Origin of the sequence: Mycolicibacterium hippocampi (assembly GCF_010723735.1) — a bacterium.
Lineage (GTDB): Bacteria > Actinomycetota > Actinomycetes > Mycobacteriales > Mycobacteriaceae > Mycobacterium > Mycobacterium hippocampi.
Genome location: NZ_BLLB01000002.1, coordinates 3,004,803 through 3,031,094 on the forward strand (window position 1 = coordinate 3,004,803; position 26,292 = coordinate 3,031,094).

Consider the following 26,292-nt stretch of genomic DNA (forward strand, 5'->3'; position numbering starts at 1 on the left):
CTCCGCTACATCCGGCGCATCTTCAGGTAGCGCTGCGCGTCGGGTATCGACCGAACGCCGAGCGTCACCGCCAGTACAACTACCACCGCGACCACCGCCGTGGCGGTCCAACCGACTACCTCCATGTCGAACTCCTTTCCGGGATGAGATCCTGAGCGTCGAGAGGTTCGACCTCGTCAGGTGCGAAATACAGGTAGCGGCCATACCATTCGTGCAGGTCTGCCGCCGGGTCGTCCTCGATCACCACGCCGACGTGGGTCTCACCGTCGACGGTCTCGTGCACCGAGGTCACCCGGGCGACCTTGTCCGCGTAGAACAGATCCTGGGCGTCGGCGCGACGGGTGGGCCGCAGCCGCACCCGGCTGCCGCAACTGACACGGACGCCGTCCACCAGCACGGCGTCCACTCCGGGGTTCACCGCGTTGTCCGCCAACGGGTCCCACCAGTCGACGCCGTCGGGGATCTGGGGGATGAGGCCTGCATCCCCGGCTGTGGCGTGCGGATCACGCAGCACGCCATGCAGGTTGAGCAAGGCCTCGGGGGACATCGTGTCGCAACGGTCGATGATCGCGGCGGCCCGCGGGTCGGTGGCTCGGGCCTGGTCCTTTTCCTGGTCGGTCATCGTCATGATGCGCAAGGTGAGGATCTCGTCGATCTCGGTGGAGTCGTAGAGCGCCCCGTCGCTCTGTTCGGCGATCTCCGGGTGGTCGTAGAGGATGATCGGTGAGATCAGCATCAGGTCACGCGCGCCGGCCGGGCCGGCCAGCACCGGGAAGCAGCGGTGGCGCCGGCAGCGCGCCACCGCGTCGGCGGCATCCGGTGGCGGTTCGAGCAGCGAGACGAACTGCCCGCCCTGTACTTCGGTCAGCGCGTGGGTGCCGATCAGCGACGCGGCGATCGCGTCGTCCTTGTCGGTGGCGGACGGGGCGAGGTTGTGGATCGTCACGCTCACCCTGGTCAATCCGCCGTCCGGCTCGGCGGTCAGGGTGAGTTCGGCACGTAGTTCGCGCCGGGTGCGCACCAGGCGACCGGCCTCCACGTTCTCGACGTCGGTGCCCGCGGGGATCACCAGCGGAAGTCGCAGGGTGCCGTCGATGTCACCGAGAAGGATCGGACCGAACGGGATCTCGTGTTCGATCGCCTCGTCCCACCGCAGCCAGGATCGGTCACCGGCGATCAGCTCGTCGACGGCCTCGAAACCACCGTCGTCGGTGGCGCGTTCGACTGCGCGGTGCTGCAACTGCAGGAAGCGCACCACCACCGACAATGCCGCCGCGCCGCCCGGCTGGATCAGCACATCAGCCGACAGCGTGCTGTTCTCGCCGATGCCGCGCTGTTCGGCGTCCTGCGGACCGAGGACTCCGAACTGCCAGCGGGACTGGTTCTTGGCCGACGTCGCGCGGTACGGATAGAGCAGGTACCCCTCGTAGAGCACGGCGTCGGCGACGGCGCGGGCCCGCACCCAGTCGGCGCTCATCGCACGTCCTCGCTAGCCCGCGACAGCAGCGCCATGATCGCCTCGTCGTGGGACAGCAGTGCGTGCGCAGACCGGTAGTCGGCGAGCGCGTCGACGGTGTCGCGGTCCAGTCGCAGCCAACCGGTGTTCGGGAAGTGCTGGTCGATCAGCTCCCGCCACACCGACACCGGCATGTGGTGGCGGTCTTCCCGGTCCCACGGCACCTGTAGGACCGAGAAGCCACGGCTTCCCTGAACAAAAACGGTGCCGCTGAACAGGAACTGCAGCGGCACCGTTCCGTCCCGAAGGGCATGCAGGTACTTCGCGGAGGACACTTCGAAGTCGTAGGTACACGGCAGCGGCAGATCGACCTGGGTCGCCCCGGTGAACCCGGGCACCATGGCGGTGGTGTGCTGCCACAGGAACGTGTGCTGAGTGGTGGCCCATCGGTCGCGGGTGCCGAAGAGATCGGCCAGGCCGTGGGCCTCCTCGTCGGAGTAGCTGCGCCGCAGCGGATCTATCCGAACCTGGCAGCGCAGCGCGATCGCGTGGATCGGTTCGTCGCCGATCGCGGCGATGCCGACCCGGGCGGTGAGGACAGGTGTGACCGCGTACGGTTCCGGCGCCACGTCGAGCACCGCAAACGTCACCTCCGTCCCCGTCACGGGGTGACCACCTTGCTGCGGGCCGCCACGGTGGCGAAGAACTCCTCCATGTAGCCGCGCGCCTGCTGGCCACCGTCGAAGCCGCGCCACAGCATCCGCAGCCGGCCGACGAACTCGTAGCACGCGTCGATCGGCAGCAGATGGCAGACCGGCGGTGCGGTGTCCTGGTCGGGGACCCGGACAAGCAGCGCCTCGGTGTCGTCGGCCAGGAGGCCGACCCGCGCGTCGGCGGCGCGAAGGTCGTTCCAGGACTCCAGATCCAGCTCGGACTCGGTGGCCCCGGCCGGGCCGGGGTAGAACGCGACGGTGCGGTCGAGGTGGGAGTTGCGGAAGAAGAACGCGACCCCGACCGGAATCTGCAGTGCCTCCCACCGGCGGCGGTCCAGCGCGAATTCGGGGAACGCCAGGTAGCGGTCGGGCACCGCACGGTACCGCAGCGTCGCCTGCTGGTCGGTGAACAGCAGATAGCACCCGCGGCAGACGCACATCAGTTGGCGGCCCTCGACATTGACCACGTGCTGGTGTTCGTCGGCGATGCGTTCGGCGCACATCTCACAGCACTCGCCGGCGGCGGGCGGCGCCGTGCGGCTCCCGCGGATGCGGGCCAACACGTCGTAGGCGCTTGCCGAGCTCATCAGGCCACACTCTCGGCCGAGGAGCGGGGCAGCGCCATCGACAGCACGCCGTCACGCACCAGCACCGGAACCGGATCCAGATGGGCCGCGCCGCCGGAGCTGCCGTCGATCGAGGCCCCGGCGTGCACGACGTCGAAGTGCGCACGGCAGCTGGGGCATCGCAACACGACATCGGTGGAGGCCATTCGGCGGTGCAACACCGCGCCCGCCAAGGACGCACCACAACCACCGCAGCGGTCCCGGTAGGCGTACACGTCGTCGCCGACACGGCAGGCCAGCACGGTCGTGTCCGCGACCCGGAAACCGCCCACCTCACCGGGTGACAGTTCGGCCAGTTCGGGGACCGCATGCCAGGTGGCGGGTGCGTGCCCGGCGGCGTGCACCCGGTCCAGCAGCGACTGCGCGGGGATGACGGGTGCGGACGACGCGGTGTCTGTCTGCAACTGCTGGGCGACGACCTCGATCGAGGACACCTCCGGTGCGGCGGCGCGCACCGCGTCCTCGACGGCCAACTCGAGTGTGACGGCCGACGACGGGCAGCTCTTGCAGCTGCCGGAGAACTGCAGCCGGACCGTCTGATCTCCCGGGGTACCACCGACGTCGAGCAGGTGCACGTCGCCGCCGTGCGACCCGAGGTATGGCCGCACGGTGTCCAGGGCGTCGCTGATCCGGCGCTCGACCGAATGCGGATGCAGACCGTGTACCAACAACAGGCTGGCGACCAGGTCGTCGGCGACGAGATCGTCGGCCAGCTCGGGGCAGGCCTGCGCCGCGTGCCCCATCAACCGCGCCAGCGCCGCGCCGTACAGGTCGGTGACCTCCCGCACGAGGTGCTCGGCGCGTTCCCGGGCGGCAGCACCGCCCGCTGCGCTGGCGTCGAGCAGCGCCTGTATTCGATCGCCCGCCGTGCGCCACTGCGCCTCTACCACGGATTCGTCCACGGGTGACGGTCCCGACGGGCCCATACGTCATTCCCCGGTGACCGACTGAGTCGGGGAGTGGAGCAGGTCCAGGCTCTTGCCGTCGCCCAGATACATGTGCACCCCGCACGGCAGACACGGATCGAAGCTGCGCACCGTGCGCATGATGTCGATGCCCTTGAAGTTCTCCCGGCTGTTCTCCTCGAAGATCGGCTGCCCCTGCACCGCGTCCTCGTACGGACCTGGGGTGCCGTAACTGTCGCGTGGATTGGCGTTCCACGGTGTCGGCGGGTACGGGTGGTAGTTCGCGATCTTTCCGTCGCGGATCACCATGTGGTGCGACAACACCCCCCGCACCGCCTCGGTGAAGCCGCAGCCGATGCCCTCCTCGGGCACCTCGAACTTCTCCCACGTCTTGGTGCGTCCGGCGCGGATCTCGACGAGCGCCTTCTCGGCGAAGTGCAGCGCGCTGGCTGCGGCGTAGGCCTGGAAGTAGGTGCGGGCCCGATTGCGTTCCAGTGTGTTGCTGCCGTAATGCGGGATCTTCCATTCGAACTCGACGGGCCCCATCAGCGCGGTCTTCGGCAGGTTGATCTGCACGCTGTGGCCGGTGGATTTCACGTAGCCGATGTCGACGAGTCCGGCCAGCGCGGTGGACCACAGCCGGGCCAGCGGGCCGCCGCCGGTGTCGAGCGCCAGGTGATCCTTGCCGTCGAACCAGCGCGGAGACATCACCCAGCTGTAGTTGTCGTCGAAGTCCCGCTTCTGCGGTTTGGGGTTGGTGTGCTGGTTCCACGGGTGGCGCCGATCCACCGGATTGCCCAGCGGGTCGGTCTTGACGAACATCTCCTGGTCTTCCCAGTCGTCGTAATACGAACTGCCCAGCAGGATCCGGATACCGAGGTTGATGTCCACCAGCGACGTGGTGACCAGCTTGCCGTCGACCACCACCCCGGGGGTGACGAACATCTTGCGGCCCCAGTTCTCCATGTCCTTGTAGGCGAAGTTGCAGTGTTCGGGATCCTGGAACGAGCCCCAGCAGCCGAGCAGCGTGCGCCGCAGGCCCACCTGGTCGTATCCGGGCAGCGCCTCGTAGAAGAAGTCGAACAGGTCGTCGTGCATCGGCACGACCTTCTTCATGAACTCGACGTAGCGCATCAACCGGGTCATGTAGTCGGTCATCAGCTGGATCGTCGCAACCGTGCCGACGCCACCGGGGTAGAGCGTGGAGGGATGTACGTGCCGCCCCTCCATCAGGCAGAACATCTCCCTGGTCCAACGGCTGACCTGCAGCGCCTCCCGGTAGAAGTCTCCGGTGAACGGGTTGAGCGCGCGCATGATGTCGGCGATGGTCCGGTAGCCGTGCATGTCGGCATGCGGGGACTGGGTGTTCTCCGCCTTGGCCAGCACACTCGGGTTGGTCTCGGCGACCATCTTCTCGCAGTAGTCGACCCCCACCAGGTTCTCCTGGAAGATGTTGTGGTCGAACATGTATTCCGCGGCTTCGCCGAGGTTGACGATCCATTCGGCGACGTGCGGCGGCTGTACCCCGTACGCCATGTTCTGCGCGTAACAGGAGCAGGTGGCGTGGTTGTCGCCGCAGATCCCGCAGATGCGACTGGTGATGAAATGGGCGTCGCGCGGGTCCTTGCCCTTCATGAAGATGGAGTAGCCGCGGAAGATCGACGATGTGCTGTGGCACTCGACGACCTCCCGGTTCTCGAAATCGATCTTGGTGTAGATGCCCAGGCTGCCGACGATCCTGGTGATGGGATCCCACGCCATCTCCACCAGTTGGCCGGGATCGCGCTTCACATGGGACGGCTCGGGGATGATGGTGGTCATCGAGATCTGCTTCTTTCGTCTAGAGGCGCTGCACGAGAAGAGGGTTCGACACCCGGCGCCGCCGAGGACGCCCGGGGCGCGGCCGCTACCAGGTGCGAGTCGCTCCGCTTTCGAGTTTCGGCCCGGGGTGGCGCCACTTGGGCTCTTTGTCCACCGTTTTGCCGGTGATCTGGCGCAGGCTGCGGATGACCGAGCCGTACAGGCCGGATGCCGCCGTCGACACCTTGCCGCCGGGCGGCTCGTCCATGAAGGGCATGAACTTGTCCGGGAAGCCGGGCATGGTGCACCCGATGCAGATCCCGCCCACGTTCGGACAGCCGCCGATGCCGTTGATCCAGCCGCGTTTGGGCACGTTGCACTTGACGACCGGACCCCAGCAGCCAAGCTTCACAATGCATTTCGGCGAGCCGTATTCGGTGGCGAAGTCGCCCTGTTCGTAGTAGCCGGCGCGGTCGCACCCCTCATGAACAGTCTGACCGAACAGCCACTGCGGCCGGAGTGCCTCGTCCAGCGGGATCATCGGTGCCTGGTCGGTCGCCATGTACAGCAGGTACGTCAGGGTCTCCGAAAGGTTGTCCGGGTGAATCGGACAGCCGGGCACGCACACGATGGGGATGCCGGCCTTGCTCTTCCAGTCCCATCCGAGATAGTCGGGGACCCCCATGGCTCCGGTCGGATTGCCCGCCATCGCATGGATTCCGCCGTAGGTGGCGCAGGTGCCGACGGCGACGATCGCGGTCGCCTTGGGTGCGAGCCGGTCGAGCCACTCGCTGGTCGTCATCGGCTGTCCCGTCGCCGGGTCGTTGCCGAAACCGCACCAGTATCCTTCGTCGTGAAGCTGCTCGTTGGGGATCGATCCCTCGACGACCAACACGAACGGTTCCAGTTCGCCTCTGTCTGCTTTGAAGAACCATTCGAGGAAGTCGTCAGCACCTCCGTTCGGGCCACACTCGAAATCGATGAGTGGCCAGTGCACGGCGATCTTGGGTAGCCCGGGGAGGGCGCCCAGGGCGATCTCCTCGATGCTGGGTTGGGTGGCGGCAGTCAACGCCACAGAATCGCCGTCGCAACTCAATCCGGCATTGATCCACAGCACGTGGATCAGTGCCTCTTCCGCTTTGACTGCAGCCTCTGTCGGCATGTGTCACAGCTTTCCGAGCTCCGGGCTGGGGAGCCCTGCGCCAAAGGAGTCGACCCTCGGCCCGCTTGTGTGGCGCTAACTCTTGGGTCTACTCCGGCGAGTTTGTCTTGTCAACGGAATGCAGTGACATCTGCCCGGTTTGGGGTCGGTTCGCCAATAGTCCGACCCAGGCGTACCAGTCGGCGACACCAGCACCTGTGGTCGCGGACAGCGGCAGAATATTGACGCCGGGGTTCAGCGACCGCGCATAGCCGGCGCACGCCTCGAGATCGAAGTCCACATACGGCAGCAGGTCTGTTTTGTTGACGACGACCAATCCCGCGGCGGCGAACATGTGGGGGTACTTCAGCGGCTTGTCCGCGCCCTCGGTCACCGAGATCACGACGACCTTGCTGTTCTCCCCGAGGTCGAACATCGCGGGGCAGACGAGATTACCCACGTTCTCGATGAACAACAGCGAACCGGGTTCCGGGTCGAGGGTGTCGAGGGCGCGCCGCACCATGTCGGCGTCCAGGTGGCAGCCCGCCCCGGTGTTGATCTGGACCGCACGGGCGCCGGCGTCCCGGATCCGGTTCGCGTCGAGCAGCGTCTCCTGGTCACCCTCGATGACCGCAATCGGGCGTTGTCCCCCGAGATCGCGGATTGTGCGTTCGAGCAGGGTGGTCTTTCCCGCGCCGGGCGAGCTCGTCATGTTGAGCGCGAGGATGTCGCGGTCGGCCAACCGCCGGCGATTCTCCTCGGCGACCAGATCGTTCTTCGCCAGGACCTTCTGCTCGAGGGTGATCGTCTCGGTGTGGACGTGGTCGTGCGGATGGTCATGGTCGTGCGGATGGTCATGCGGATGGTGGTGGCCGGCCAACGTGATGACGGCCTCGTCTGCGCCGCAGCCACAGGTAGCGCACATGGTCAGCTCACTTCCATCGACAGGATCCGCAGGTCCCGGCCTTCGAGCACCTCGACGTCGGCACTGCCGCAGGGGCACAACAGGATCGGATCGCTCAGTTCGAAACGGGTGGCACAGCTTCGGCACTGCGCGGCCCCGGGCCGGACGTCGACCTCGAGGATGGCGCCGTCGGCGACGGTTCCCTCGACCGCGAGGCCGAAACAGAACTCCATCGCCTCCGGCACGATCGCGCACAGTGCGCCGACTTCGAGTTTGACGCTGTGGACGCGTCGCCCGGCGGCGTGCTCGCATACTGCCTCGACGACGCTCTGCGTGATCGCCATTTCGTGCATGTCACCCCGTTCTGGCCGGGTGAACCCACGATAGGCCGGTCTCCGGCCGGGTGTCCACGAATCGGCCCATGGCCCGTCAAGCGCTACGCGGCCCACCGCTCGCCAGCACCCGGCGCAGGAAGTCGATCTGGTCGGTCTTGACCTGCGGGTCTGAGTAGATGTCGAAGTGGTCGTAGGGGTACCGGCGCAGTTCGCCGAGTGGCGCCCGGTGCGCGGCCTTCGCCGTGGGACCCGGTGGCGTGGTGGTGTCGTTGTCACAGACGCACACCAGCAGTGGCATCCGGAGCCGCGAGGTCTTGCGCCCGGGCCGGTAGAACGGGAAATGCAGCATCAGTCGTGTTGCGAACGCGTTGCGCCACAGTGAATCCCCGCCCACGATGGCTTCATAGCCGGGCTTGGTGCCGGGGGAGGTCATGGCGGCGACGGTGCCCGGGTCGCCAACGGCGGGCGCCAGCCGGGGAGGGCGCCCGCGCCAGGCGCCCAGTTGATCCCGCACCGCGGCGACGGTGAGCGCCGCCGAGGTTCGTGGCGGCACCTGCCGCAGGGCGGCGATGGAGTCTGTGAAAGGAGCCTGCGAGATCACCGCTGCGATCCGGGGATCGTCGGCGGCGACGGCCAGCACATGGCCACCGCTGAACGACGATCCCCACACCACGATCCGATCCGGGTCCATGCCGTCCTGACGGCGCGCCCATTCGACGACGGCGTGGTAGTCCTGCTGCTGGCGGTGGATGTCGAGCAGCTGGCGAGGCTGGCCGGTCGAGGCGCCGAAGTGCCGGTAGTCGAACAGCACCACGACGTACCCGGCGTCACGGAACGCCTCGGCGTACGGAGGCAGCCCGTCGTCGCGGGTGCCGCAGAAACCGTGGGCCATGACGATGCAGGGGGATCGGCCCTGGTCTTGCGGCCGGTAGAGGTAGGCGGCGAGCTGCTCGCCGCGGCTAGGGATCCGGACGTCCTGTGCTGCCGTCATGCCGACAACGTAGTCCGTCGGCGTGTCTGCTTGAATCGAACACCTGTTCGTCTACTGTGGGGAGCGTTCGACGCAGTGACTTGTCGGTGCCCTGATCTAACGTCACGGCCAACCGACCGAGAACCGGTCAACAACGACTACCGGAAGAGGTATCACCATGGCGCAAGCGCCCGACCGCGAGAAGGCCCTCGAGCTGGCTCTCGCCCAAATCGAGAAGAGTCACGGCAAGGGTTCGGTGATGCGGCTCGGCGACGAGGTCCGCCAGCCGATATCGGTCATTCCGACGGGGTCGATCGCGCTCGACGTCGCACTGGGCATCGGTGGACTGCCGCGCGGCCGGGTCATCGAGATCTACGGACCGGAGTCCTCCGGTAAGACCACCGTGGCGCTGCACGCTGTCGCCAATGCGCAGGCCGCGGGCGGGATCGCGGCGTTCATCGACGCCGAGCACGCGCTTGATCCCGATTACGCCAAGAAGCTGGGCGTCGACACAGACGCTCTGCTGGTGTCCCAGCCGGACACCGGTGAGCAGGCGCTGGAGATCGCCGACATGCTCATCCGGTCCGGCGCCCTGGACATCCTGGTCATCGACTCCGTCGCCGCACTGGTTCCGCGGGCCGAGATCGAGGGTGAGATGGGCGACAGTCACGTCGGTCTGCAGGCTCGGCTGATGAGCCAGGCGCTCCGCAAGATCACCGGAGCGCTGAGCAACTCGGGTACCACCGCCATCTTCATCAACCAGCTCCGCGAGAAGATCGGAGTGATGTTCGGGAGTCCCGAAACGACCACGGGCGGAAAGGCTTTGAAGTTCTATTCGTCCGTACGCCTGGACGTGCGCCGTATCGAGACCCTCAAGGACGGCACCGATGCGGTCGGCAACCGCACCCGGGTCAAGATCGTCAAGAACAAGGTGTCGCCGCCGTTCAAGCAGGCCGAGTTCGACATCCTCTACGGCAAGGGCATCTCCAAGGAGGGCTCGCTCATCGACATGGGGGTCGAGCAGGGCTTCATCCGCAAGTCCGGGTCGTGGTTCACCTATGAGGGTGAGCAACTTGGCCAGGGCAAGGAAAACGCCCGCAACTTCATGATCGAGAACCCCGAGATCGCCGCCGAGATCGAGAAGAAGATCAAGGAGAAGCTCGGCATCGGCGCCGTGGTGACTGACGATGCAGTGGCTGATGACGCGCTTCCCACCCCCGTCGACTTCTGAGTCGCCGGCAGAGTCGCCGTCACGGGAAGAGCAGGCCAGGTCGCTGTGCCTGCGCCTGCTCACCGTGCGGGCACGTACCCGGGCCGAGTTGGCCGGGCAGCTGCAGAAGCGGGGTTATCCCGACGACGTGAGTGCGCAGGTGCTCGACAGGCTGGCCGACGTGGGGCTGGTCGATGACGAGGACTTCGCCGAGCAGTGGGTGCGTTCCCGGCGGATCAACGCCGGCAAGGGCAAGCGGGCGTTGGCTGCCGAGTTGCGCACCAAGGGCGTCGACAACGAGGTGATCACCGCCGCGCTGGCCGGCATCGACGCGGGCGCCGAGCGGACCCGTGCCGAGGAACTGGTGCGGGACAAGCTGCGGCGGGAAAAGCTCGGCGACCCCGAGGACAGGGATGCGGAGAACAAGGTGATACGCCGGCTTGTCGGGATGCTCGCTCGTCGTGGATACGGGCAGTCGATGGCCGTGGACGTGGTGACCGCGGAATTGGCGAACGAGAGGGAACGTCGCAGGGTGTAGTGCCGCCTAACCGGCATGGACGCTACGCGCAGCGGTGCCGATATCGGATGTCAGACTCCGAGTGAGTATCAACCGCACCGCGATCACGGCGACGGTGGACGCGATTGCCGCCCAGGACAGGTCGGCGCTCAACCGCAGCAGCCCTGCGGCGACGAACAGGTCCACCATCGCGCGCAGCGCGACCAACGGTCGGCCGAACACCGCCAGGGCCCCGAAGCCGAGCAGGATTCCGGCAAGAGCAAGGCACCAGGACGCGGTGATGATCGGGCTCATCGAGCCGGGGGTGGTTCCGTGGTCGGGCGCGGAGACCCGGAACGTGACCGGGCCAGCTCGATTTCGCGCTGCTCCTGGGCGATCTCACGGTTGAGGAAGTAGTTCAGGATCGTCCGGATGGCCGCGATCGCCGCCAGCTTGCCGATCTCCTCGAACGACGGCGAGATCGCTGTCCGCAGCACGTCGGCGGCCAGCTGGAATTCCAGGCCCAGCACCAGGAACCGGGCCAGCGACAGCCGCACCGCCGAGAACTGGTTGATGTCACGCCGTGCCAGCGCGATGGCGAACTTCGTGATGGCGACGATCGCCCCGATCATGATGACGATCGCGCCGCAGCCCTCGATGAGGCGCACCATCAGGTCGACCATGTCGCGCAGCGCCGACTCGGGCAGCACCTCGAACGCGTGGAAAGACTGGATCATCGCAGGTTCGGGTGCACACGGCGAGGGTCACTCGACCTTCGCACCGGGCACGCCCTCCTGTTCGATCTCATCGGGGTCGAGCGCCGCGCCGCCACGCCGCGCTCTTCGCATGCGCTTCTCCAGCCAGGTCGCGAACCACGACAAGGCGAAGTTGACGCTGATCATCAGCACGGCGATGACGATCAACGCCGGAATGTAGTTGCCGTAGGACGAACCGACGACGGTGCCCTGGCGCACCATCTCGACGAACGTGATCTGGTAGCCGATCGCGGTGTCCTTGAGGACCACCACCAGTTGCGAGATCAGCACCGGCAGCATCGACGTGACCGCCTGGGGGAGCAGGATCGCCCGCATCGTCTGCCCGGACGTCAACCCCAGCGCCGAGGCCGCCTCACCCTGCCCGCGGGGCAGCGCGCGCACCCCGGCGCGGACGATCTCGGCGATGACGGCACCGTTGTAGAGCGTCAGGCCGGTGATGACGCCGGCCAGAGCCAGGTACTGGGACTGGAAGACGCCGTAGAACGCGTACAGGAAGTAGGCGAAGATCATCATGATCAGCACCGGCACCGCGCGGAAGAACTCGACGAACACCGACGATGCCCAGCGGATGCCGGTGTGCTTCGACATCCGGCCGACGCCGAGCAGGAAGCCCAACACCAGCGCCAGAGCGATCGATACCGCCGCCGCCGTGAGCGTGCCCCGGACCCCCGGCAGGACGTAGGTGGTCCACAGGTTGGCCGTCAGGAACGGTTCCCACTTCGCGGCGGTGAGCTGCCCGTTGGCGTTCAGCCGCGTGTACACGGCCCACGCCACCGCGAGGACGATGACCGCGGTGACCGCACTGATGATGTGATTGCGCACCCGGGCGCGCGGTCCGGGTGCATCGAAGAGAACCGACGCGCCGCTCACCGTGTCCATCCGTTCGTCGCTGCAGCGCCCATCATGCCTGCGACACCGCCATCCGTTTGCCCAGCCAGCCGAAGAACAACCCCAACGGCAGCGTCAGGATGACGAACCCGAGCGCGAAGATCCCGCCGACCACCAGCACCGCCGCGGTGTTCTCGATCATTTCCTTCATCAGCAACGCCGCCTCGGCCACGCCGATGGCCGACGCGATCGTGGTGTTCTTCGTCAGGGCGATCAACACCGACCCCATCGGGATGATGACAGCGCGGAAAGCCTGCGGCAGCAACACGATCGACAGGTTCTGCCCGAAGGTCAGGCCAAGGGACCTGGCGGCCTCGGCCTGACCGAGCGGCACCGTGTTGACCCCGGAACGAACGGTCTCACACACGAACGCCGCGGTGTAGACGGTCAACCCGAGCATCGCCAGCCGGAAGCTGCTGTCCTCGATGAACGTCGGCGACTGCCGGCCGGCCAGCGTGACGCCCAGCGTCTGCGCCAACCCGAACGAGCAGAACAGGATGATCAGCGTCAGTGGGGTGTTTCGCACGGTGTTGACGTAAGTCGTGCCGATCCAATTGAGCATCGGCACCGGCGCCAGCCGCATCGCGGCCAGCACCGTGCCGATGACCAGCGCACCGATCGCGGAGAACACCGTCAGCTGGATCGTCGTCCAGAACGCGCCGAAGATCTCTTCGCGATACTCGGTGAAAACCTCCACTGAAGAATCCCCTGGTTACCCAGCCGACCTCAGTTGTCGAGCGGCGGCGGAGCCGGCGCGGTGATGCCCGCGGGGCCGAGGTTCTTGTCGAACGCCTCTTTCCAGGCGCCGCTTTCCTCCATTTTCGTCAACGCGTCGTTGATCTGGGTGCGCATCTCGGCGTCGTCCTTCTTCAGGCCGATGCCGTAGCGCTCCTCGGAGAACTGCTCACCGACGATCTTGAAGGCGCCGGGCGACTGTGCGGCGTATCCGGCGAGGATCACCTCGTCGGTCGTCACGGCGTCCACCGCGCCGTTCTTGAGGGCCTCGATGCAGGCCGAGTAGGTGTCGTACTGCTGCAGCTGCACGCCCGGGTACTCGTCCTTGATCTTCTGCGCCGGCGTCGAGCCCGACACCGAGCAGAGAATCTTGTTGTTCTCCAGCGACGCCGCCCCGGTGATGTCGTTGCTGTCCGACCGCACCAGCAGGCTCTGCCCGGTGATCAGGTAGGGACCGGCGAACGCGACCTTCTCCTTGCGGGAGTCGGTGATCGAGTAGGTGGCGGCGATGAAGTCGACCTGACCGTTCTGGATCAGGTTCTCCCGCTGCGCCGACGGGGCTTCCTTCCATTCGATCTGCTCGGGGGTGTAGCCCAGCTCGCCGGCGACGTAGGTCGCCACGTCGACGTCGAAGCCGCTCATCGTGCCGTCGGGGTTCTGCATGCCGAGACCGGGCTGGTCGAACTTGGTGCCGATGACGATGTTGTCGCTGTCACCGCCGCCACCGCCACCGCACGCGGTCGCGACCAGCGGGAGTGTGACCGCGAGTGCGACTGCGCCCAAGACTCGCTTGGACAGTGATATCTGAGACATGGCAACCATTCTCGGTGTTCCTTTCGCCGGGGCGGATGGTGTTGAAGCGGTGGTCAGTGGTGCAGGATCTTGCCGAGGAAGTCCTTGGCACGTTCGGTCTCGGGGTGGTCGAAGAACTGCACGGGCTCTGCGTCCTCCAGGATCGCGCCGTCGGACATGAACACCACGCGGTTGGCGGCCCGTCGTGCGAATCCCATCTCGTGGGTGACGACAAGCATCGTCATCCCCTCGGTGGCCAGCGCGACCATCACCGACAGCACCTCGTTGATCATCTCCGGATCCAGCGCACTGGTCGGCTCGTCGAACAGCATCACCTTCGGGTCCATCGCCAGCGAGCGGGCGATCGCGACCCGCTGCTGCTGACCGCCGGACAGCTGAGCCGGGTACTTGTCGGCCTGGTTGGCGATCCCGACCCGCTCGAGCAGGCTCATGGCCTTCTCTCGTGCCGCGGCCTTGGGCGTCTTGCGGACCTTCATCGGTGCCAGCATCACGTTCTCGACAATTGTCTTGTGCGCGAACAGGTTGAACGACTGGAACACCATGCCGACATCGGACCGCAACTGCGCCAGCTTGCGGCCCTCGTCCGGCAGCACTGTGCCGTCGATGGCGATGGTGCCCGAATCGATGGTCTCCAAACGGTTGATGGTTCGGCACAACGTGGACTTGCCGGAGCCGGACGGCCCCAGCACGACGACGACCTGCCCTTTGGCCACCTCGAGGTTGATGTCCTGCAGGACGTGGAGCTCGCCGAAATGCTTGTTGACCGACTTCATCGAGATCATCGGCACAGCAGGGGCGCTCTCCATGGGTGCTGACCTTACCCAGGGAATGCTCAGCTTGCCCGGAACTCGGCAATCCGCCCGGATCGCCGCGGGTGGGCGCGCGTCCCCGCGGCGGTTCAGCGTGCCGATGGCCGGCCGTAGGATGGGGCCGTGACTTCCACGGTGACGCAGCTGGCGAACGGGGCCCTTCCTGATCGCCGTACCGGTCGCGCCACTCGCACCTACCAGGTGCGAACCTATGGCTGCCAGATGAACGTGCACGACTCGGAACGGCTCGCCGGGCTGCTCGAAGCGGCCGGGTACCGGCGCGCCGACGACGGCATCGACGCCGACGTCGTGGTGTTCAACACCTGCGCGGTCCGCGAGAACGCCGACAACAAGCTGTACGGCAACCTGAGCCATCTCGCGCCCCGCAAGCAGGCTGACCCGCACATGCAGATCGCTGTCGGCGGATGCCTGGCCCAGAAGGACCGGGACACGGTGCTGCGCAAAGCCCCGTATGTGGACGTCGTGTTCGGCACCCACAACATCGGTTCGCTGCCCGCTCTGCTGGACCGTGCCCGGCACAACCGGGTGGCGCAGGTCGAAATCGAAGAGTCGCTGCGCGAATTCCCCTCGGCGCTTCCCGCCAGTCGCGAATCCTGTTATGCCGCATGGGTTTCGATCTCGGTCGGCTGCAACAACACCTGTACGTTCTGCATCGTCCCGGCGCTGCGGGGCAGAGAAGTCGACCGCCGGCCCGATGACGTGCTCGCCGAAGTGCAATCCCTGGTCGACCAGGGTGTGCTGGAGATCACGCTGCTGGGCCAGAATGTCAACGCCTACGGTGTGTCGTTCGCCGACCCGGGCCAACCCCGTGACCGGGGCGCGTTCGCCAAGTTGCTGCGCGCCTGTGGACGGATCGACGGACTGGAGCGGGTTCGCTTCACCTCGCCGCACCCGGCGGAATTCACCGACGACGTCATCGAGGCGATGGCCGAGACGCCCAACGTGTGCCCGACCCTGCACATGCCGCTGCAGTCGGGTTCGGACACCGTGCTGCGGGCGATGCGGCGGTCCTACCGCGCAGAGAAGTACCTGGGCATCATCGAACGGGTCCGGTCCGCGATCCCCCATGCGGCGATCACCACCGACGTGATCGTCGGATTTCCCGGTGAGACCGAAGCGGATTTCCAGGCCACGCTCGACGTGGTGGCCGCGGCGCGGTTCTCCAGTGCGTTCACCTTCCAGTACTCCAAGCGGCCCGGCACCCCCGCCGCCGATCTCGAGGGGCAGATCCCCAAAGACGTTGTCTCCGAGCGCTATCAACGACTGATCGAACTGCAGGAGCGGATCTCGCTGGAGGAGAACACCGCTCAGATCGGCCGGACCGTCGAGGTGCTGGTGGCCACCGGCGAGGGCCGTAAAGACGCCAGCACCGCCCGGATGTCGGGCCGGGCGCGCGACGGAAGGCTGGTGCACTTCGCCGCGGGCGACGTGGCCCGGGTCCGTCCGGGCGACATCGTCGTCACCACGGTCACCGGCGCCGCCCCGCACCATCTGATCGCCGACGCCGGTGTGATCGAGTATCGCCGCACCCGGGCGGGTGACGCCCATGCCGCGGGGGAGAAGCCCCGCACCGGAACCGGGCTCGGGATGCCCGGTGTCGGTCCGCCCGCCGCCACGGCCACGACGACCGGATGTGCACGATGAGCGCAGAACCCCGAGGCGGACCCGAGTTCGAGGCCTTCAAGGGTGACCTTGAAGCCGCCGAGCGGCGAGTCGCACGCGAGATCGATCCCGGTGCCCGGGCATTGGTCATCGCCGTGCTGGTGTTCATCCTGATGGTGACGATGTTGCTGCCGCACACCGGAGGCGCCAGGGGACTCGACGCGCTGATCGGGTCCGACGCGGCCGTCAGCGACGGCGTCGCGTTGCCGTCGCGGGTGTTCACGTGGTTCGTGCTGGTCTTCGGCGTCGGTTTCTCGATGCTGGCGTTGGTGGCCCGCCGGTGGGCGCTGGCATGGGTCGCGCTGGCCGGGTCGACGGTCGCGTCCTTCGTGGGCCTGCTGGCGGTGTGGTCGCGTCAGACCGCGCCCGAGCCGTACCCCGGCCCCGGGATCGGACTGGTCGTGGCGTGGCTGGCCGTGATCGTGCTCGCCTACAACTGGGCACGGGTGGTGTTGACCCGCACAGCGCTGCAGCTGGCTACCGAAGAGGATCGCCGCCGGATGGCCGCCGACCGTCAGAACCGGGGCCTGCTCGACGACTTCGGCGGCGACGGGCAGGCCGGCCCAGAGAACCCGGACCGCGGCTAGCGCTTCTTGGTCAGCGCGTCAGCGGCCGCGTCGGCCCACTGCCGCCACTGCTCGGCGCTGGCCCTGGCCTGCTCGGCATCCTTGCTGCGGCCGGCGGCCGCGGCCTTCTCCGCCTGGCGTTCGAACTGCTCGGCACGTACCCGGAACTGGTCTGCCCGCGCCTGTGCCTCGGGGTCCACGCCGCCGGTCGGGGTGTCACGAATCTTCTTCTCCACCGCGCGCAACCGCCGCTCCAGGTCTGCGCTGCGTTCCCGCGGAACCTTGCCGATGGCGTCCCACTTGTCCCCGATGGCACGCAGCGCTGCCCGCGCCGCGTCCGGGTCCGAACTGTCGAGCTTCTCCGCCTCGGCGAGCAACGCCTCCTTGGCCGCGGCGTTGGCGCGGAATTCGGCGTCGCGTTCGGCGTTGGCCGCATTGCGGGCGGAGAAGAACTTGTCCTGGGCGGACTTGAACCGGTGCCACAACGCGTCGTCGACGTCCTTGGCGGCACGACCCGCCGCTTTCCACTCGGTGAGCAGCTCGCGGAAGGTCGCCGACGTCGGACCCCAGTCGGTGGAGTCGCACAGTTCCTCCGCGCGCACGCACAGCGCTTCCTTGGCCTGCTTGGCGCCGACGCGCTCCCGGTCCAGTTCGGCGAAGTGCGAACCACGGCGGCGATTGAACGTCTCGCGGGCCGTCGAGTAGCGCTTCCACAACGCGTCGTCGGTCTTTCGGTCCAGGCCGGTGATGGTCTTCCACTCGTCGAGGATGGCCCGCAACCGGTCGCCGGTGGCTTTCCACTGCACCGAGTTGGCCGCGAGCTCCTCTGCCTCGGCGGCCAGCGCCTCTTTCCGGGCGGTGTGCTCGGCACGGGCCTGTTCGCGTCTGGCCTTCTCCTGGGCCGTGGCGCTCTCGGCGTGCTCGACGATCGCCTGCAGCCGCGCGGCCAGGGAGTCGACGTCACCCAGCACGTGGGCCTCCGGAAGGCTCTCTGCGAGGGTGGTCGCGGCAGAGCGGATCTTGCGGGCCTCGCCGGATCCCGACGCCAGCCGCTGCTCCAGGAGCATCACCTCGGTGTGCAGATCATCGAAGCGGCGACCGAAATGCTCGTAGGCGGCTTCGGTGTCACCGGCCTGCCAGGACCCGATCCTGCGCTCGCCCGCAGCGGTGAGCAGCCACACCGTGCCGTCGGGGTCGACCCGTCCGAAGCGGTGGGGATCGCTTGCCGGGACCGGGCTGACCGTCGTGACTTTGGGCGGGGCGACCGGCCCCGGCCGTATCGCACCAGGCCGGGGGCCCATCGAGCCCGGTCCCGGCCGGACAGGCCCCGGCTTGGGTTTGGGGGCGTCGTGCTCGAACTCCTGGGAACCGCCCGGCTCGGTGATCGTCATATCCGTTACCTCGTGCCCTCCGCGCGGACACCCGCGCACCTGCCGCGCTACGCGGCGCCTACCAGCTGACTCAGCGTCGGAGCCCTCGAAGTCTCCAAAGCGTCCGAAGCCTCCGAAGCGTCCTAAGCGTCCGAAGCCATTGAAACAGGTCATCAGGCGCTGCGCCCATGGCTTGGCGTGCCAGGTCTCTAGGCTCGGGACGAAAACCCGGGAGGTGGTGGATGGCCAAGGCGGATATCGCTGCACTGCTGGCCCTGGCCGCCGCTTTCTTCATCGCGGTCGGTGATGTCATCCATCAGCGCTCCGCGCACGAGGTGACCGATCAGAACGTCGGCCACCTCACGCTGTTCTTGACCCTGCTGCGCGACCGCCGATGGTGGTTGGGCAGTGGCGTGGCCGGCGCCGGGTTCGCGCTGCAAGCCGCGGCACTGGGGCTGGGCTCGGTGCTGTTGGTGCAGGCCGTGCTGGTGACCGCGCTGTTGTTCGCGTTGCCGATCAGCGCCCGGCAGTCACACCGGCGGGTCACCCGGTGGGAATGGGTGTGGGCGGTGCTGCTCGCCGGCTCGGTGATCGTCATCGTGACCGTCGGCAATCCGACCGCCGGCGACTCGCGCGCCTCACTGGAGACCTGGCTCGGCGTGGCCGCTGTACTCGGGCCGGTGCTGGCGTTGTGCCTGCTGGGCGCCAGGCTGTGGTCCGGCCCGGCCAGCGCGGTGCTGCTCGCCGTGGTGTCCGGGGCGTTGTGGGGGTTGTTCGCGGTGCTGACCAAGTCCGTGGTGGACCGCCTCGACGTGACCAGCTGGACCGGTGTCGAGGCGCTGCTGCTCACCCCCGAGCTCTACGCGTGGGCCCTGGTGGCGGTGGCGGGCACCGCCATGCAGCAGGCGTCGTTCCGGGCCGGGGCGCTGACCGCGTCGTTGCCGACGATGACGGTCACCGAGCCGATCGTCGCGTGCGTGCTCGGCGTCGTGGTGCTCGGCGAGACGCTGCGGCCGGGCGAGGCGGGGTGGTTCACCCTCGTCGTCGCGGTGGCGGTGATGGTGGCCGCCACTGCCGCTCTGGCCCGCGGCGAAGCCGCCACCCGGGAACCCGTCTGACCCGGGTGGCCGTCGGTCTGACCGGTTGACTGTCAGGCCGAGGGCTAGGTTTGACGGCGTGCTGAGCACTATCGCGATCGTGCCGTCGGCGCCGGTGATGGTTCCGCAACTCGCCGGGTCGGCCGCCTCCGAGACCGCGGACCTGCGTGCCGCCGCACTGTCGGCGGCGGCGGCGCTGCCGCCGCGGTGGCTGGGGATCGGCGCCGCATCGTCGGACCGGGTCGCCGGTCCCGAGTCGGCCGGGACGTTCGCCGGTTACGGCGTCGATGTCCGGGTGGGGCTGTCGCCCGAGGCCGTCGCCCTCGGCGCCGCGCCCGCCCGGTTGCCGCTGTGCGCGTTGATCGCCGGCTGGCTGCGCGGACTCGCCGCCCCGGCGGCCAGTGCCCAGGTGCGCGCCTACGACAGCGGTCACGATCTCGATACCGCGCTGGACTTCGGCAGGCAGCTGCGCACGGAACTCGACAGCACCGCCGATCCCATCGGAGTGCTCGTGGTCGCCGACGGCGCGAACACGCTGAGCCCACCCGCGCCCGGCGGCTACCAGCCGGACTCGATACCGGTGCAGGCCGTCCTCGACGAGGCCCTGGCCGCGGGTGACTGTGCCGCGCTGACCCGGCTGCCCGAGCGCATCGTCGGCCGCATCGCCTACCAGGTACTGGCCGGGCTCACCGAGCCGGCGCCCGCGTCGGCGAAAGAGCTCTACCGCGGAGCGCCGTACGGTGTCGGCTACTTCGTCGGCCTCTGGCACCCGTGACCGCCCCGCGCCCACTGGCGATCGTGGGCCCGACCGGCACCGGCAAGTCAGACCTGGCACTGGCCATCGCCGAGGCGCTCGGTGCCGAGATCGCCGCCGAAGTGGTGAACGCCGACGCGATGCAGCTGTACCGCGGGATGGACATCGGCACCGCGAAGCTGACGGTCGCCCAACGGCGGGGCATTCCGCATCATCAACTCGACGTGCTCGATGTCGTCGAGACCGCGACCGTCGCCCGCTATCAGCAGGACGCGGCCGCCGACATCGAGGCGATCGCCGCGCGCGGCGCCCTTCCGATCGTGGTCGGAGGGTCGATGCTCTACATCCAGTCCCTGCTCGACGAGTGGACGTTTCCGGCCACCGATCCGTACGTGCGGGCGCGGTGGGAGCGGCGCCTCGCCGAGGTCGGGGTGGCTCAACTGCATCGCGAACTGTCCGGGGTGGACGCGGCAGCGGCCGAGGCGATCCTTCCCACCGACGGCCGCCGCATCGTGCGCGCGCTGGAGGTCGTGGAGCTCACCGGCGAACCGTTCGCGGCGTCGGCCCCCCGGATCGGCGCCCCCCGGTGGAATGCCGCCATCATCGGGCTGGATTGGGACACCGAGGTTCTCGATCAGCGTCTGGCACACCGGACCGACAAGATGTTCGCCGACGGCCTGGTCGACGAGGTCACCTCGCTGCTCGGCCGGGGTCTGCGCGACGGTGTCACCGCGTCCCGGGCGCTCGGCTACGCACAGGTCATCGCGGACCTCGACGCAGGCGGTGACGGCTCCGCGGCCCGGGAGCCGACGTTCGTCGGCACCCGTCGCTACGTGCGCAGGCAGCGGTCGTGGTTCCGCCGCGACCACCGCATCACCTGGCTGGACGGCGCCGCCCCCGGAAACCTCGACCGGGCGCTGCAGCGGTGGCGCGACGTATCCTGAGCTGGTGAAGTTCGCCAAGGGGCACGGCACGGAGAACGACTTCGTGCTGATTCCCGACCTGCAGGCCGCGATCGAGTTGACGCCGGTCGCGGTCGCTGCGCTCTGTGACCGCAGGCGCGGGCTCGGCGCCGACGGGGTGTTACGCGTCACCGTCGCGGGTGCCGCATGCGAGGCGGGGGTGCTCGACGAGCTGCCCGAGGGCGTGGCGGCCGAGGACTGGTTCATGGACTACCGCAACGCTGACGGGTCGATCGCGCAGATGTGTGGCAACGGGGTGCGGGTCTTCGCCCACTACCTGCGGGCCGAGGGCCTGGAGTCCCGGCGGGAGTTCGTCGTGGGCTCGCGGGCCGGTGCCCGCCCGGTCGAACTGCACGCCGCCGATGCGATCCGGGCCGACGTCACCGTCGACATGGGCAAGGCCACCGCGCTCGGCAACGGTTCGGCGGTGGTCGGCGGGCGCCGCTTTAACGGCCTGGCCGTCGACGTCGGCAACCCCCACCTCGCCTGCGTCGATGACTCGCTGACCGATGCCGACCTCGCCGCACTGGACGTCGCCGGCCCCGTGACCTTCGACACCGCGCAGTTCCCGGAGGGGGTCAATGTCGAGGTGCTGACCGCCCCGGCCGACGGTGCGGTGACCATGCGGGTGCACGAACGAGGGGTGGGAGAAACACGATCCTGCGGCACGGGAACCGTCGCCGCGGCCTACGCCGCTCTGCAGCACCAGGGCCTGTCGACCGGCACCCTGCGGATACGCCTCCCCGGAGGCGAAGTCACGGTGACCGTCACCGAGGGCGCCAGCTACCTACGGGGTCCCTCGGTCCTGGTCGCCGCCGGCGAACTGTCCGACACGTGGTGGCGAGCGCAGTAATTCAGATGCACGAACACACCCAAAAGGGGCAACATCTCCAAGTACATGACTGAACCCACGATCCCAAGCTCCGGTGAGCTCGCCCTGGAAGACCGGGTGGCGCTGCGCCGGGTAGCCGGGCTGTCCACCGAACTCGCCGACGTCACCGAGGTCGAGTACCGCCAGCTGCGACTGGAGCGCGTGGTGCTGGTCGGGGTGTGGACCGACGGCACCGCCGCGGACGCCGACGCCAGCCTCGCGGAGCTGGCCGCGTTGGCCGAGACGGCAGGTTCGGAGGTGCTCGAAGGTCTCATCCAGCGTCGCGACAAACCGGACCCGTCGACCTACATCGGGTCCGGCAAGGCCGCTGAACTGCGCGAGGTGGTGCTGGCGACCGGTGCCGACACCGTCATCTGCGACGGTGAGCTCAGCCCGGCGCAGTTGAACGCGCTGGAGAAGGCGGTGAAGGTCAAGGTCATCGACCGCACCGCGCTGATCCTGGACATCTTCGCCCAGCACGCAACGAGCCGCGAAGGCAAGGCGCAGGTCGCCTACGCGCAGATGGAGTACATGCTCCCGCGACTGCGAGGCTGGGGTGAGTCGATGTCCCGTCAGGGTGGCGGCGCCGGCGGCAGCGGCGGCGGTGTCGGAACCCGCGGACCGGGTGAGACGAAGATCGAAACCGACCGCCGCCGGATCCGCGAGCGAATGGCCAAGCTGCGCAGGGAAATCCGCGACATGAAGCAGGTTCGCGATACGCAGCGCAGCCGTCGGCTCGGCAGTGACAAGCCCTCGGTGGCCATCGTCGGTTACACCAACGCCGGAAAGTCCAGTGTGCTCAACGCGTTGACCGGGGCCGGTGTGCTGGTCGAGAACGCGTTGTTCGCCACCCTCGAGCCGACTACTCGCCGTGGCGAATTCGCCGACGGTCGGGAGATCGTGCTCACCGACACCGTGGGCTTCGTCCGTCATCTGCCCACCCAGCTCGTCGAGGCGTTCCGGTCGACCCTCGAGGAGGTCGTCGACGCAGATCTGCTCGTCCACGTCGTCGACGGCTCCGACGTCAACCCGCTGGCGCAGGTCAACGCGGTGCGGCAGGTCGTCAACGATGTGGTGGCCGATCGTGACGGTCAGATGGCTCCAGAGTTGTTGGTGGTCAACAAGATCGATGCAGCCGGGGACTTGGCGCTGGCGAAGTTGCGGCGGGCCCTGCCTGACGCGGTGTTCGTCTCTGCCCGCACCGGTGAAGGATTGGACCGCCTGCGGGCCCGGATGGCGGAGATGGTGGCGCCCCGCGATGTAGTGATTGATGTCACAATCCCTTACAGCCGAGGAGATCTCGTCAACCGGGTGCACGCCGACGGGCGCGTCGATGCCATGGAGCACACTGCTTCTGGCACCAGGATCAAGGCGCGGGTGCCGATCGCGCTGGCGGCCGGGCTCGCCGAGTTCCCGACGTTCTGACCGCCACAGATGCGTATGTGGTTGGTGGTGCGGTAGGCTCGTCGTGAACGTCGGCTGCGGACAGCTCATCACCATCTCTTCGAGCACACCGCCCGCTCCTGGAAACGCTGACGACCGACTACCCACTACGGCGAAACCGCCACTGTGTGCGCACTTCCGCTGGACGGTTCCCGTCGCGGTTGCCCGGGCACACGCTGCCCGAACAGGCCGGAAAGGCACACACACATGACCCCCCAATCCTTTGCTGACCTCGGCGTGCCCGCATCGCTGGTACAGGCACTCACCGAGCGCGGCATCACAGAACCGTTCCCGATCCAAGCCGCCACCCTGCCCGATGCACTCGCCGGACGCGACGTGCTCGGCCGCGGAAAGACCGGCAGCGGCAAGACGCTGGCGTTCTCGCTGCCGCTGGTGGCGACGCTGACCGGGCGCCGCAGTCAACCCTCGCGGCCCACCGGGCTGATCCTGGCTCCCACCCGGGAACTCGCCACCCAGATCACCGCCGTGCTGCAGCCGCTGGCCGCCGCGTCCGGCCTGCGCGTCACGACGATCTTCGGCGGTGTGTCGCAGAGCAAGCAGGTCAGTGCGCTGCGCTCCGGTGTCGACATCGTGGTGGCATGCCCCGGCCGCCTCGAGGATCTGATGCGGCAGAAGCTGATCCGTCTCGACGACGTCCGCACCACGGTGCTCGACGAGGCCGATCACATGGCCGATCTCGGCTTCCTCCCCGGCGTCACGCGCATCCTGGCGGCGACTCCCGCAGGCGGCCAGCGGCTGCTGTTCTCCGCGACGCTGGACAACGGCGTCGACAAGCTGGTGAAACGATTCCTGAGCAATCCGGTGATGCACTCGGTCGAGGAGGCCGACGAAGTGCCCGCCGTGATGACCCACCACGTGTTTCACGTTGGGGGAGCACAGCAGAAGAAGGATCTCGTGCACCGGCTGGCCTCCGGGACCGGACGCCGGATCCTGTTCATGCGCACCAAGCACCAGGCGCGCAAGCTGGCCAAGCAGCTCACCGAATCGGGGGTTCCCTCGGTGGACCTGCATGGCAACCTCTCGCAGCCGGCGCGGGACCGCAACCTGGCGGCCTTCACCACCGGCACCGCGCGCGTACTGGTCGCCACCGATATCGCCGCCCGTGGTGTCCACGTCGACGGGGTCGAACTCGTCGTGCACGTCGACCCGCCGATGGAACACAAGGCCTACCTGCACAGGTCGGGACGCACCGCTCGGGCGGGCAGCGACGGCGACGTCGTCACCGTCGTGCTACCCGAGCAGCGCAGGGACACCCAGCAGCTGCTGCGTCGCGCAGGTATCACCGTGCGGCCTCAGGAAGTCACCGCCGACTCCGATCCAGTGCACGCGCTGGTCGGTGAGATCGCACCACTGCGTGCGGCGCCGAAAGTGGTTGCCCCGGTAGCCAGAGCTGCCGGACCGAAGCCCGACCGTGGCCCCGACCACCGCCGCGGTACGCCCGCCCGGGGCGCGCACGGCAACCGGCGACGCGGTACCCGCGGCGCCGGTGCGCGGGGGCGTGCTCAGACGACGTCCTGACCCGCGGGTCACCGGATGACCGGTGGCTCCTCGGTGCGGCCGGGCCCCGGCTCCGAGCCGACCACGACGGACGCTCTGCGGCCCGTTCGGCGTCGGCCAACCATCCGGTTGGATGGGGTACGTTGGCGGTAACAGCCCGTACCAACCACGGAGGGATTCCCCATGGGCGTCGTCGCCTACGACCGCACGCTGTTCGAGCCCGAACACGAACTGTTCCGCGAGTCCTTCCGCGGTTTCCTGGAACGTCATGTCGCGCCGTTCCACGAGGAGTGGGAAAAGGACAAGATCGTGGACCGGGGTGTCTGGCTGGAGGCCGGCAAGCAGGGCTTTCTGGGCATGGCGGTGCCCGAGGAGTACGGCGGCGGGGGCGTTTCGGACTTCCGGTACAACACCGTCATCACCGAGGAGGTGACCGCGGGGCGGTTCAGCGGGCTGGGATTCAGCCTGCACAACGACGTCGTCGCCCCGTATCTGACCAGGCTGTGCGCCGAGGAGCAGAAGCAGCGCTGGCTACCCGGGTTCTGCACCGGAGAGTTGATCTCCGCGATCGCGATGACCGAGCCGGGCACCGGAAGTGACCTGCAGGGCATCAAGACCAGAGCGGTCAAGGACGGCGACCACTACATCCTCAACGGCGCCAAGACCTTCATCACCAACGGCATCCACGCCGACCTGGTGATCGTGGTGGCCCAGACCGACCCCGACAAGGGCGCGCTGGGGTTCTCGCTGCTGATGGTCGAGCGCGGGATGGAGGGCTTCGAGCGGGGCCGTCATCTGGACAAACTCGGCCTCGACGCCCAGGACACCGCTGAGTTGTCGTTCACCGACGTCAAGGTGCCTGCGGAGAATCTGCTCGGGGAAGAAGGCCAGGGTTTTGTCTACCTGATGCAGAACCTCCCGCAGGAGCGGATCTCGATCGCCATCATGGCGGCCGCGGCGATGGAGGCGGTACTCGGTCAGACGGTCGAGTACGCCAAGGAGCGCAAGGCCTTCGGCAAGCCGATCGGCAGCTTCCAGAACAGCCGTTTCGTGCTGGCCGAGCTGGCAACCGAAGCCACGGTGGTGCGGATGATGGTCGACGAGTACATCCGCCTTCACCTCGACGATCGACTGACTGCTGAGCAGGCCGCGATGGCCAAGTGGTATTCCACCGAGAAGCAGGTGCATTTGATCGACCGGTGCCTGCAATTGCACGGCGGCTACGGATATATGCGGGAATATCCGGTGGCGCGCGCCTATCTGGATGCGCGGGTTCAGACCATTTACGGGGGAACCTCCGAGATCATGAAGGAGATCATCGGGCGCAGCCTCGGGGTATGAATACCGGCATCCGAAGTGGTCCGGCGATAGTGCGCAACTGCATATTCTTTTTGTTGAACCGGCGAGGGTCCTTGGTAATCGGCGTCCGCTGACGCAAAGTGAACGGACGC

28 protein-coding genes are annotated in these 26,292 nt (G+C 67.8%); 11 read left to right on the top strand and 17 right to left on the bottom strand.

Annotation, left to right across the window (positions count from 1 at the left end):
• Nucleotides 1-5 precede the first annotated feature (5 nt).
• From G6N53_RS30630 to G6N53_RS15625, 10 genes are all read right to left on the bottom strand, one after another.
• Complete coding sequence (locus G6N53_RS30630) at nt 6-125, bottom strand: DUF6893 family small protein (protein ID WP_371870830.1); 120 nt, start codon at nt 123-125, stop codon at nt 6-8.
• Entirely contained in the window at nt 116-1,477 is a 1,362-nt protein-coding gene (locus G6N53_RS15585; protein WP_163889801.1) for a hypothetical protein, read from the bottom strand. Before G6N53_RS15585 ends, G6N53_RS30630 begins: the two co-directional genes overlap by 10 nt.
• Nucleotides 1,474-2,121, bottom strand: coding sequence for a DUF6084 family protein (locus G6N53_RS15590; protein ID WP_163889803.1), 648 nt, complete (start codon nt 2,119-2,121; stop codon nt 1,474-1,476). The genes G6N53_RS15585 and G6N53_RS15590 overlap by 4 nt, the downstream gene beginning before the upstream one ends.
• Nucleotides 2,118-2,756 carry a DUF5947 family protein gene (locus G6N53_RS15595; protein ID WP_163889805.1) on the bottom strand — a complete coding sequence of 213 codons (639 nt, stop codon included), beginning with the start codon at nt 2,754-2,756 and terminating at the stop codon, nt 2,118-2,120. Before G6N53_RS15595 ends, G6N53_RS15590 begins: the two co-directional genes overlap by 4 nt.
• Nucleotides 2,756-3,721, bottom strand: a complete 966-nt coding sequence (locus G6N53_RS15600) for a NifU-related iron-sulfur-binding protein (RefSeq protein ID WP_163889807.1) — start codon at nt 3,719-3,721, stop codon at nt 2,756-2,758. Before G6N53_RS15600 ends, G6N53_RS15595 begins: the two co-directional genes overlap by 1 nt.
• 3 nt (nt 3,722-3,724) lie before the next feature.
• Nucleotides 3,725-5,521: a nickel-dependent hydrogenase large subunit gene (locus G6N53_RS15605; RefSeq protein ID WP_163889809.1), complete on the bottom strand. Its 1,797-nt coding sequence runs from the start codon at nt 5,519-5,521 to the stop codon at nt 3,725-3,727.
• A gap of 85 nt (nt 5,522-5,606) precedes the next feature.
• On the bottom strand, nt 5,607-6,662 hold the full coding sequence (locus G6N53_RS15610; RefSeq protein ID WP_163889811.1) for an NADH-quinone oxidoreductase subunit B family protein: 1,056 nt from the start codon (nt 6,660-6,662) through the stop codon (nt 5,607-5,609).
• 88 nt (nt 6,663-6,750) lie between these two features.
• Nucleotides 6,751-7,566 carry a hydrogenase nickel incorporation protein HypB gene (gene hypB, locus G6N53_RS15615; RefSeq protein WP_163889813.1) on the bottom strand — a complete coding sequence of 272 codons (816 nt, stop codon included), beginning with the start codon at nt 7,564-7,566 and terminating at the stop codon, nt 6,751-6,753.
• Between the two features lie 2 nt (nt 7,567-7,568).
• On the bottom strand, nt 7,569-7,898 hold the full coding sequence (locus G6N53_RS15620; protein WP_163889815.1) for a hydrogenase maturation nickel metallochaperone HypA/HybF: 330 nt from the start codon (nt 7,896-7,898) through the stop codon (nt 7,569-7,571).
• A 76-nt stretch (nt 7,899-7,974) separates the two neighbouring features.
• Nucleotides 7,975-8,871: an alpha/beta hydrolase gene (locus G6N53_RS15625; RefSeq protein ID WP_163889817.1), complete on the bottom strand. Its 897-nt coding sequence runs from the start codon at nt 8,869-8,871 to the stop codon at nt 7,975-7,977.
• Between the two features lie 157 nt (nt 8,872-9,028).
• Between G6N53_RS15625 and recA the strand changes: the two genes are divergently transcribed.
• Together recA and recX are read left to right on the top strand one after the other, a co-directional pair.
• Nucleotides 9,029-10,081, top strand: a complete 1,053-nt coding sequence (gene recA, locus G6N53_RS15630; protein WP_163889819.1) for a recombinase RecA — start codon at nt 9,029-9,031, stop codon at nt 10,079-10,081.
• On the top strand, nt 10,050-10,598 hold the full coding sequence (recX, locus tag G6N53_RS15635; protein ID WP_163889821.1) for a recombination regulator RecX: 549 nt from the start codon (nt 10,050-10,052) through the stop codon (nt 10,596-10,598). The genes recA and recX overlap by 32 nt, the downstream gene beginning before the upstream one ends.
• Before the next feature lie 6 nt (nt 10,599-10,604).
• On the opposite strand, the gene G6N53_RS15640 is transcribed toward recX, so the two are convergent.
• The 6 genes from G6N53_RS15640 to G6N53_RS15665 are packed head-to-tail and all read right to left on the bottom strand — an operon-like array spanning nt 10,605 to nt 14,550.
• Nucleotides 10,605-10,871, bottom strand: a complete 267-nt coding sequence (locus G6N53_RS15640) for a hypothetical protein (RefSeq protein WP_163889823.1) — start codon at nt 10,869-10,871, stop codon at nt 10,605-10,607.
• Entirely contained in the window at nt 10,868-11,293 is a 426-nt protein-coding gene (locus G6N53_RS15645; protein WP_163889825.1) for a DUF1622 domain-containing protein, read from the bottom strand. Before G6N53_RS15645 ends, G6N53_RS15640 begins: the two co-directional genes overlap by 4 nt.
• A 27-nt stretch (nt 11,294-11,320) precedes the next feature.
• On the bottom strand, nt 11,321-12,211 hold the full coding sequence (locus tag G6N53_RS15650; RefSeq protein ID WP_163889827.1) for an amino acid ABC transporter permease: 891 nt from the start codon (nt 12,209-12,211) through the stop codon (nt 11,321-11,323).
• A gap of 22 nt (nt 12,212-12,233) precedes the next feature.
• Entirely contained in the window at nt 12,234-12,917 is a 684-nt protein-coding gene (locus tag G6N53_RS15655; RefSeq protein ID WP_163889829.1) for an amino acid ABC transporter permease, read from the bottom strand.
• A 29-nt stretch (nt 12,918-12,946) separates the two neighbouring features.
• Nucleotides 12,947-13,768 (bottom strand): glutamate ABC transporter substrate-binding protein, encoded by an 822-nt coding sequence (locus G6N53_RS15660; RefSeq protein WP_163889831.1) that lies wholly within the window; start codon nt 13,766-13,768, stop codon nt 12,947-12,949.
• 53 nt (nt 13,769-13,821) lie between these two features.
• Nucleotides 13,822-14,550 carry an amino acid ABC transporter ATP-binding protein gene (locus tag G6N53_RS15665; RefSeq protein ID WP_163895936.1) on the bottom strand — a complete coding sequence of 243 codons (729 nt, stop codon included), beginning with the start codon at nt 14,548-14,550 and terminating at the stop codon, nt 13,822-13,824.
• A gap of 249 nt (nt 14,551-14,799) precedes the next feature.
• On the opposite strand from G6N53_RS15665, the gene miaB reads away from it, so the two are divergent.
• Nucleotides 14,800-16,242 carry a tRNA (N6-isopentenyl adenosine(37)-C2)-methylthiotransferase MiaB gene (miaB, locus tag G6N53_RS15670; protein WP_237166750.1) on the top strand — a complete coding sequence of 481 codons (1,443 nt, stop codon included), beginning with the start codon at nt 14,800-14,802 and terminating at the stop codon, nt 16,240-16,242.
• Nucleotides 16,230-16,847, top strand: coding sequence for an Rv2732c family membrane protein (locus G6N53_RS15675; protein WP_370331925.1), 618 nt, complete (start codon nt 16,230-16,232; stop codon nt 16,845-16,847). Before miaB ends, G6N53_RS15675 begins: the two co-directional genes overlap by 13 nt.
• On the opposite strand, the gene G6N53_RS15680 is transcribed toward G6N53_RS15675, so the two are convergent.
• The gene (locus tag G6N53_RS15680) at nt 16,844-18,217 is read right to left on the bottom strand and encodes a DUF349 domain-containing protein (protein ID WP_163889835.1); all 1,374 of its coding nucleotides are present in this window, start codon (nt 18,215-18,217) and stop codon (nt 16,844-16,846) included. The two genes, G6N53_RS15675 and G6N53_RS15680, sit on opposite strands and share 4 nt — an antisense overlap.
• A 221-nt stretch (nt 18,218-18,438) precedes the next feature.
• Here G6N53_RS15680 and G6N53_RS15685 point away from each other — a divergent pair, with 221 nt between their 5' ends.
• The 7 genes from G6N53_RS15685 (at nt 18,439) to G6N53_RS15715 (ending at nt 26,182) form a co-directional block, all read left to right on the top strand.
• Entirely contained in the window at nt 18,439-19,314 is an 876-nt protein-coding gene (locus G6N53_RS15685) for a DMT family transporter (RefSeq protein WP_163889837.1), read from the top strand.
• Nucleotides 19,315-19,372: 58 nt separating this feature from the next.
• Nucleotides 19,373-20,068 carry a class III extradiol ring-cleavage dioxygenase family protein gene (locus G6N53_RS15690; RefSeq protein ID WP_163889839.1) on the top strand — a complete coding sequence of 232 codons (696 nt, stop codon included), beginning with the start codon at nt 19,373-19,375 and terminating at the stop codon, nt 20,066-20,068.
• A complete protein-coding gene (miaA, locus tag G6N53_RS15695; RefSeq protein WP_163889841.1) occupies nt 20,065-20,991 on the top strand; it encodes a tRNA (adenosine(37)-N6)-dimethylallyltransferase MiaA in 927 nt (308 codons plus the stop codon). Before G6N53_RS15690 ends, miaA begins: the two co-directional genes overlap by 4 nt.
• Before the next feature lie 4 nt (nt 20,992-20,995).
• Nucleotides 20,996-21,862 carry a diaminopimelate epimerase gene (gene dapF / locus G6N53_RS15700; RefSeq protein ID WP_163889843.1) on the top strand — a complete coding sequence of 289 codons (867 nt, stop codon included), beginning with the start codon at nt 20,996-20,998 and terminating at the stop codon, nt 21,860-21,862.
• A gap of 45 nt (nt 21,863-21,907) precedes the next feature.
• Nucleotides 21,908-23,305 carry a GTPase HflX gene (gene hflX / locus G6N53_RS15705; RefSeq protein ID WP_163889846.1) on the top strand — a complete coding sequence of 466 codons (1,398 nt, stop codon included), beginning with the start codon at nt 21,908-21,910 and terminating at the stop codon, nt 23,303-23,305.
• A 225-nt stretch (nt 23,306-23,530) separates the two neighbouring features.
• Nucleotides 23,531-24,862 (top strand): DEAD/DEAH box helicase, encoded by a 1,332-nt coding sequence (locus G6N53_RS15710; RefSeq protein WP_163889858.1) that lies wholly within the window; start codon nt 23,531-23,533, stop codon nt 24,860-24,862.
• Between the two features lie 162 nt (nt 24,863-25,024).
• The gene (locus tag G6N53_RS15715; protein WP_163889860.1) at nt 25,025-26,182 is read left to right on the top strand and encodes an acyl-CoA dehydrogenase family protein; all 1,158 of its coding nucleotides are present in this window, start codon (nt 25,025-25,027) and stop codon (nt 26,180-26,182) included.
• The last annotated feature ends 110 nt before the right edge of the window (nt 26,183-26,292 follow it).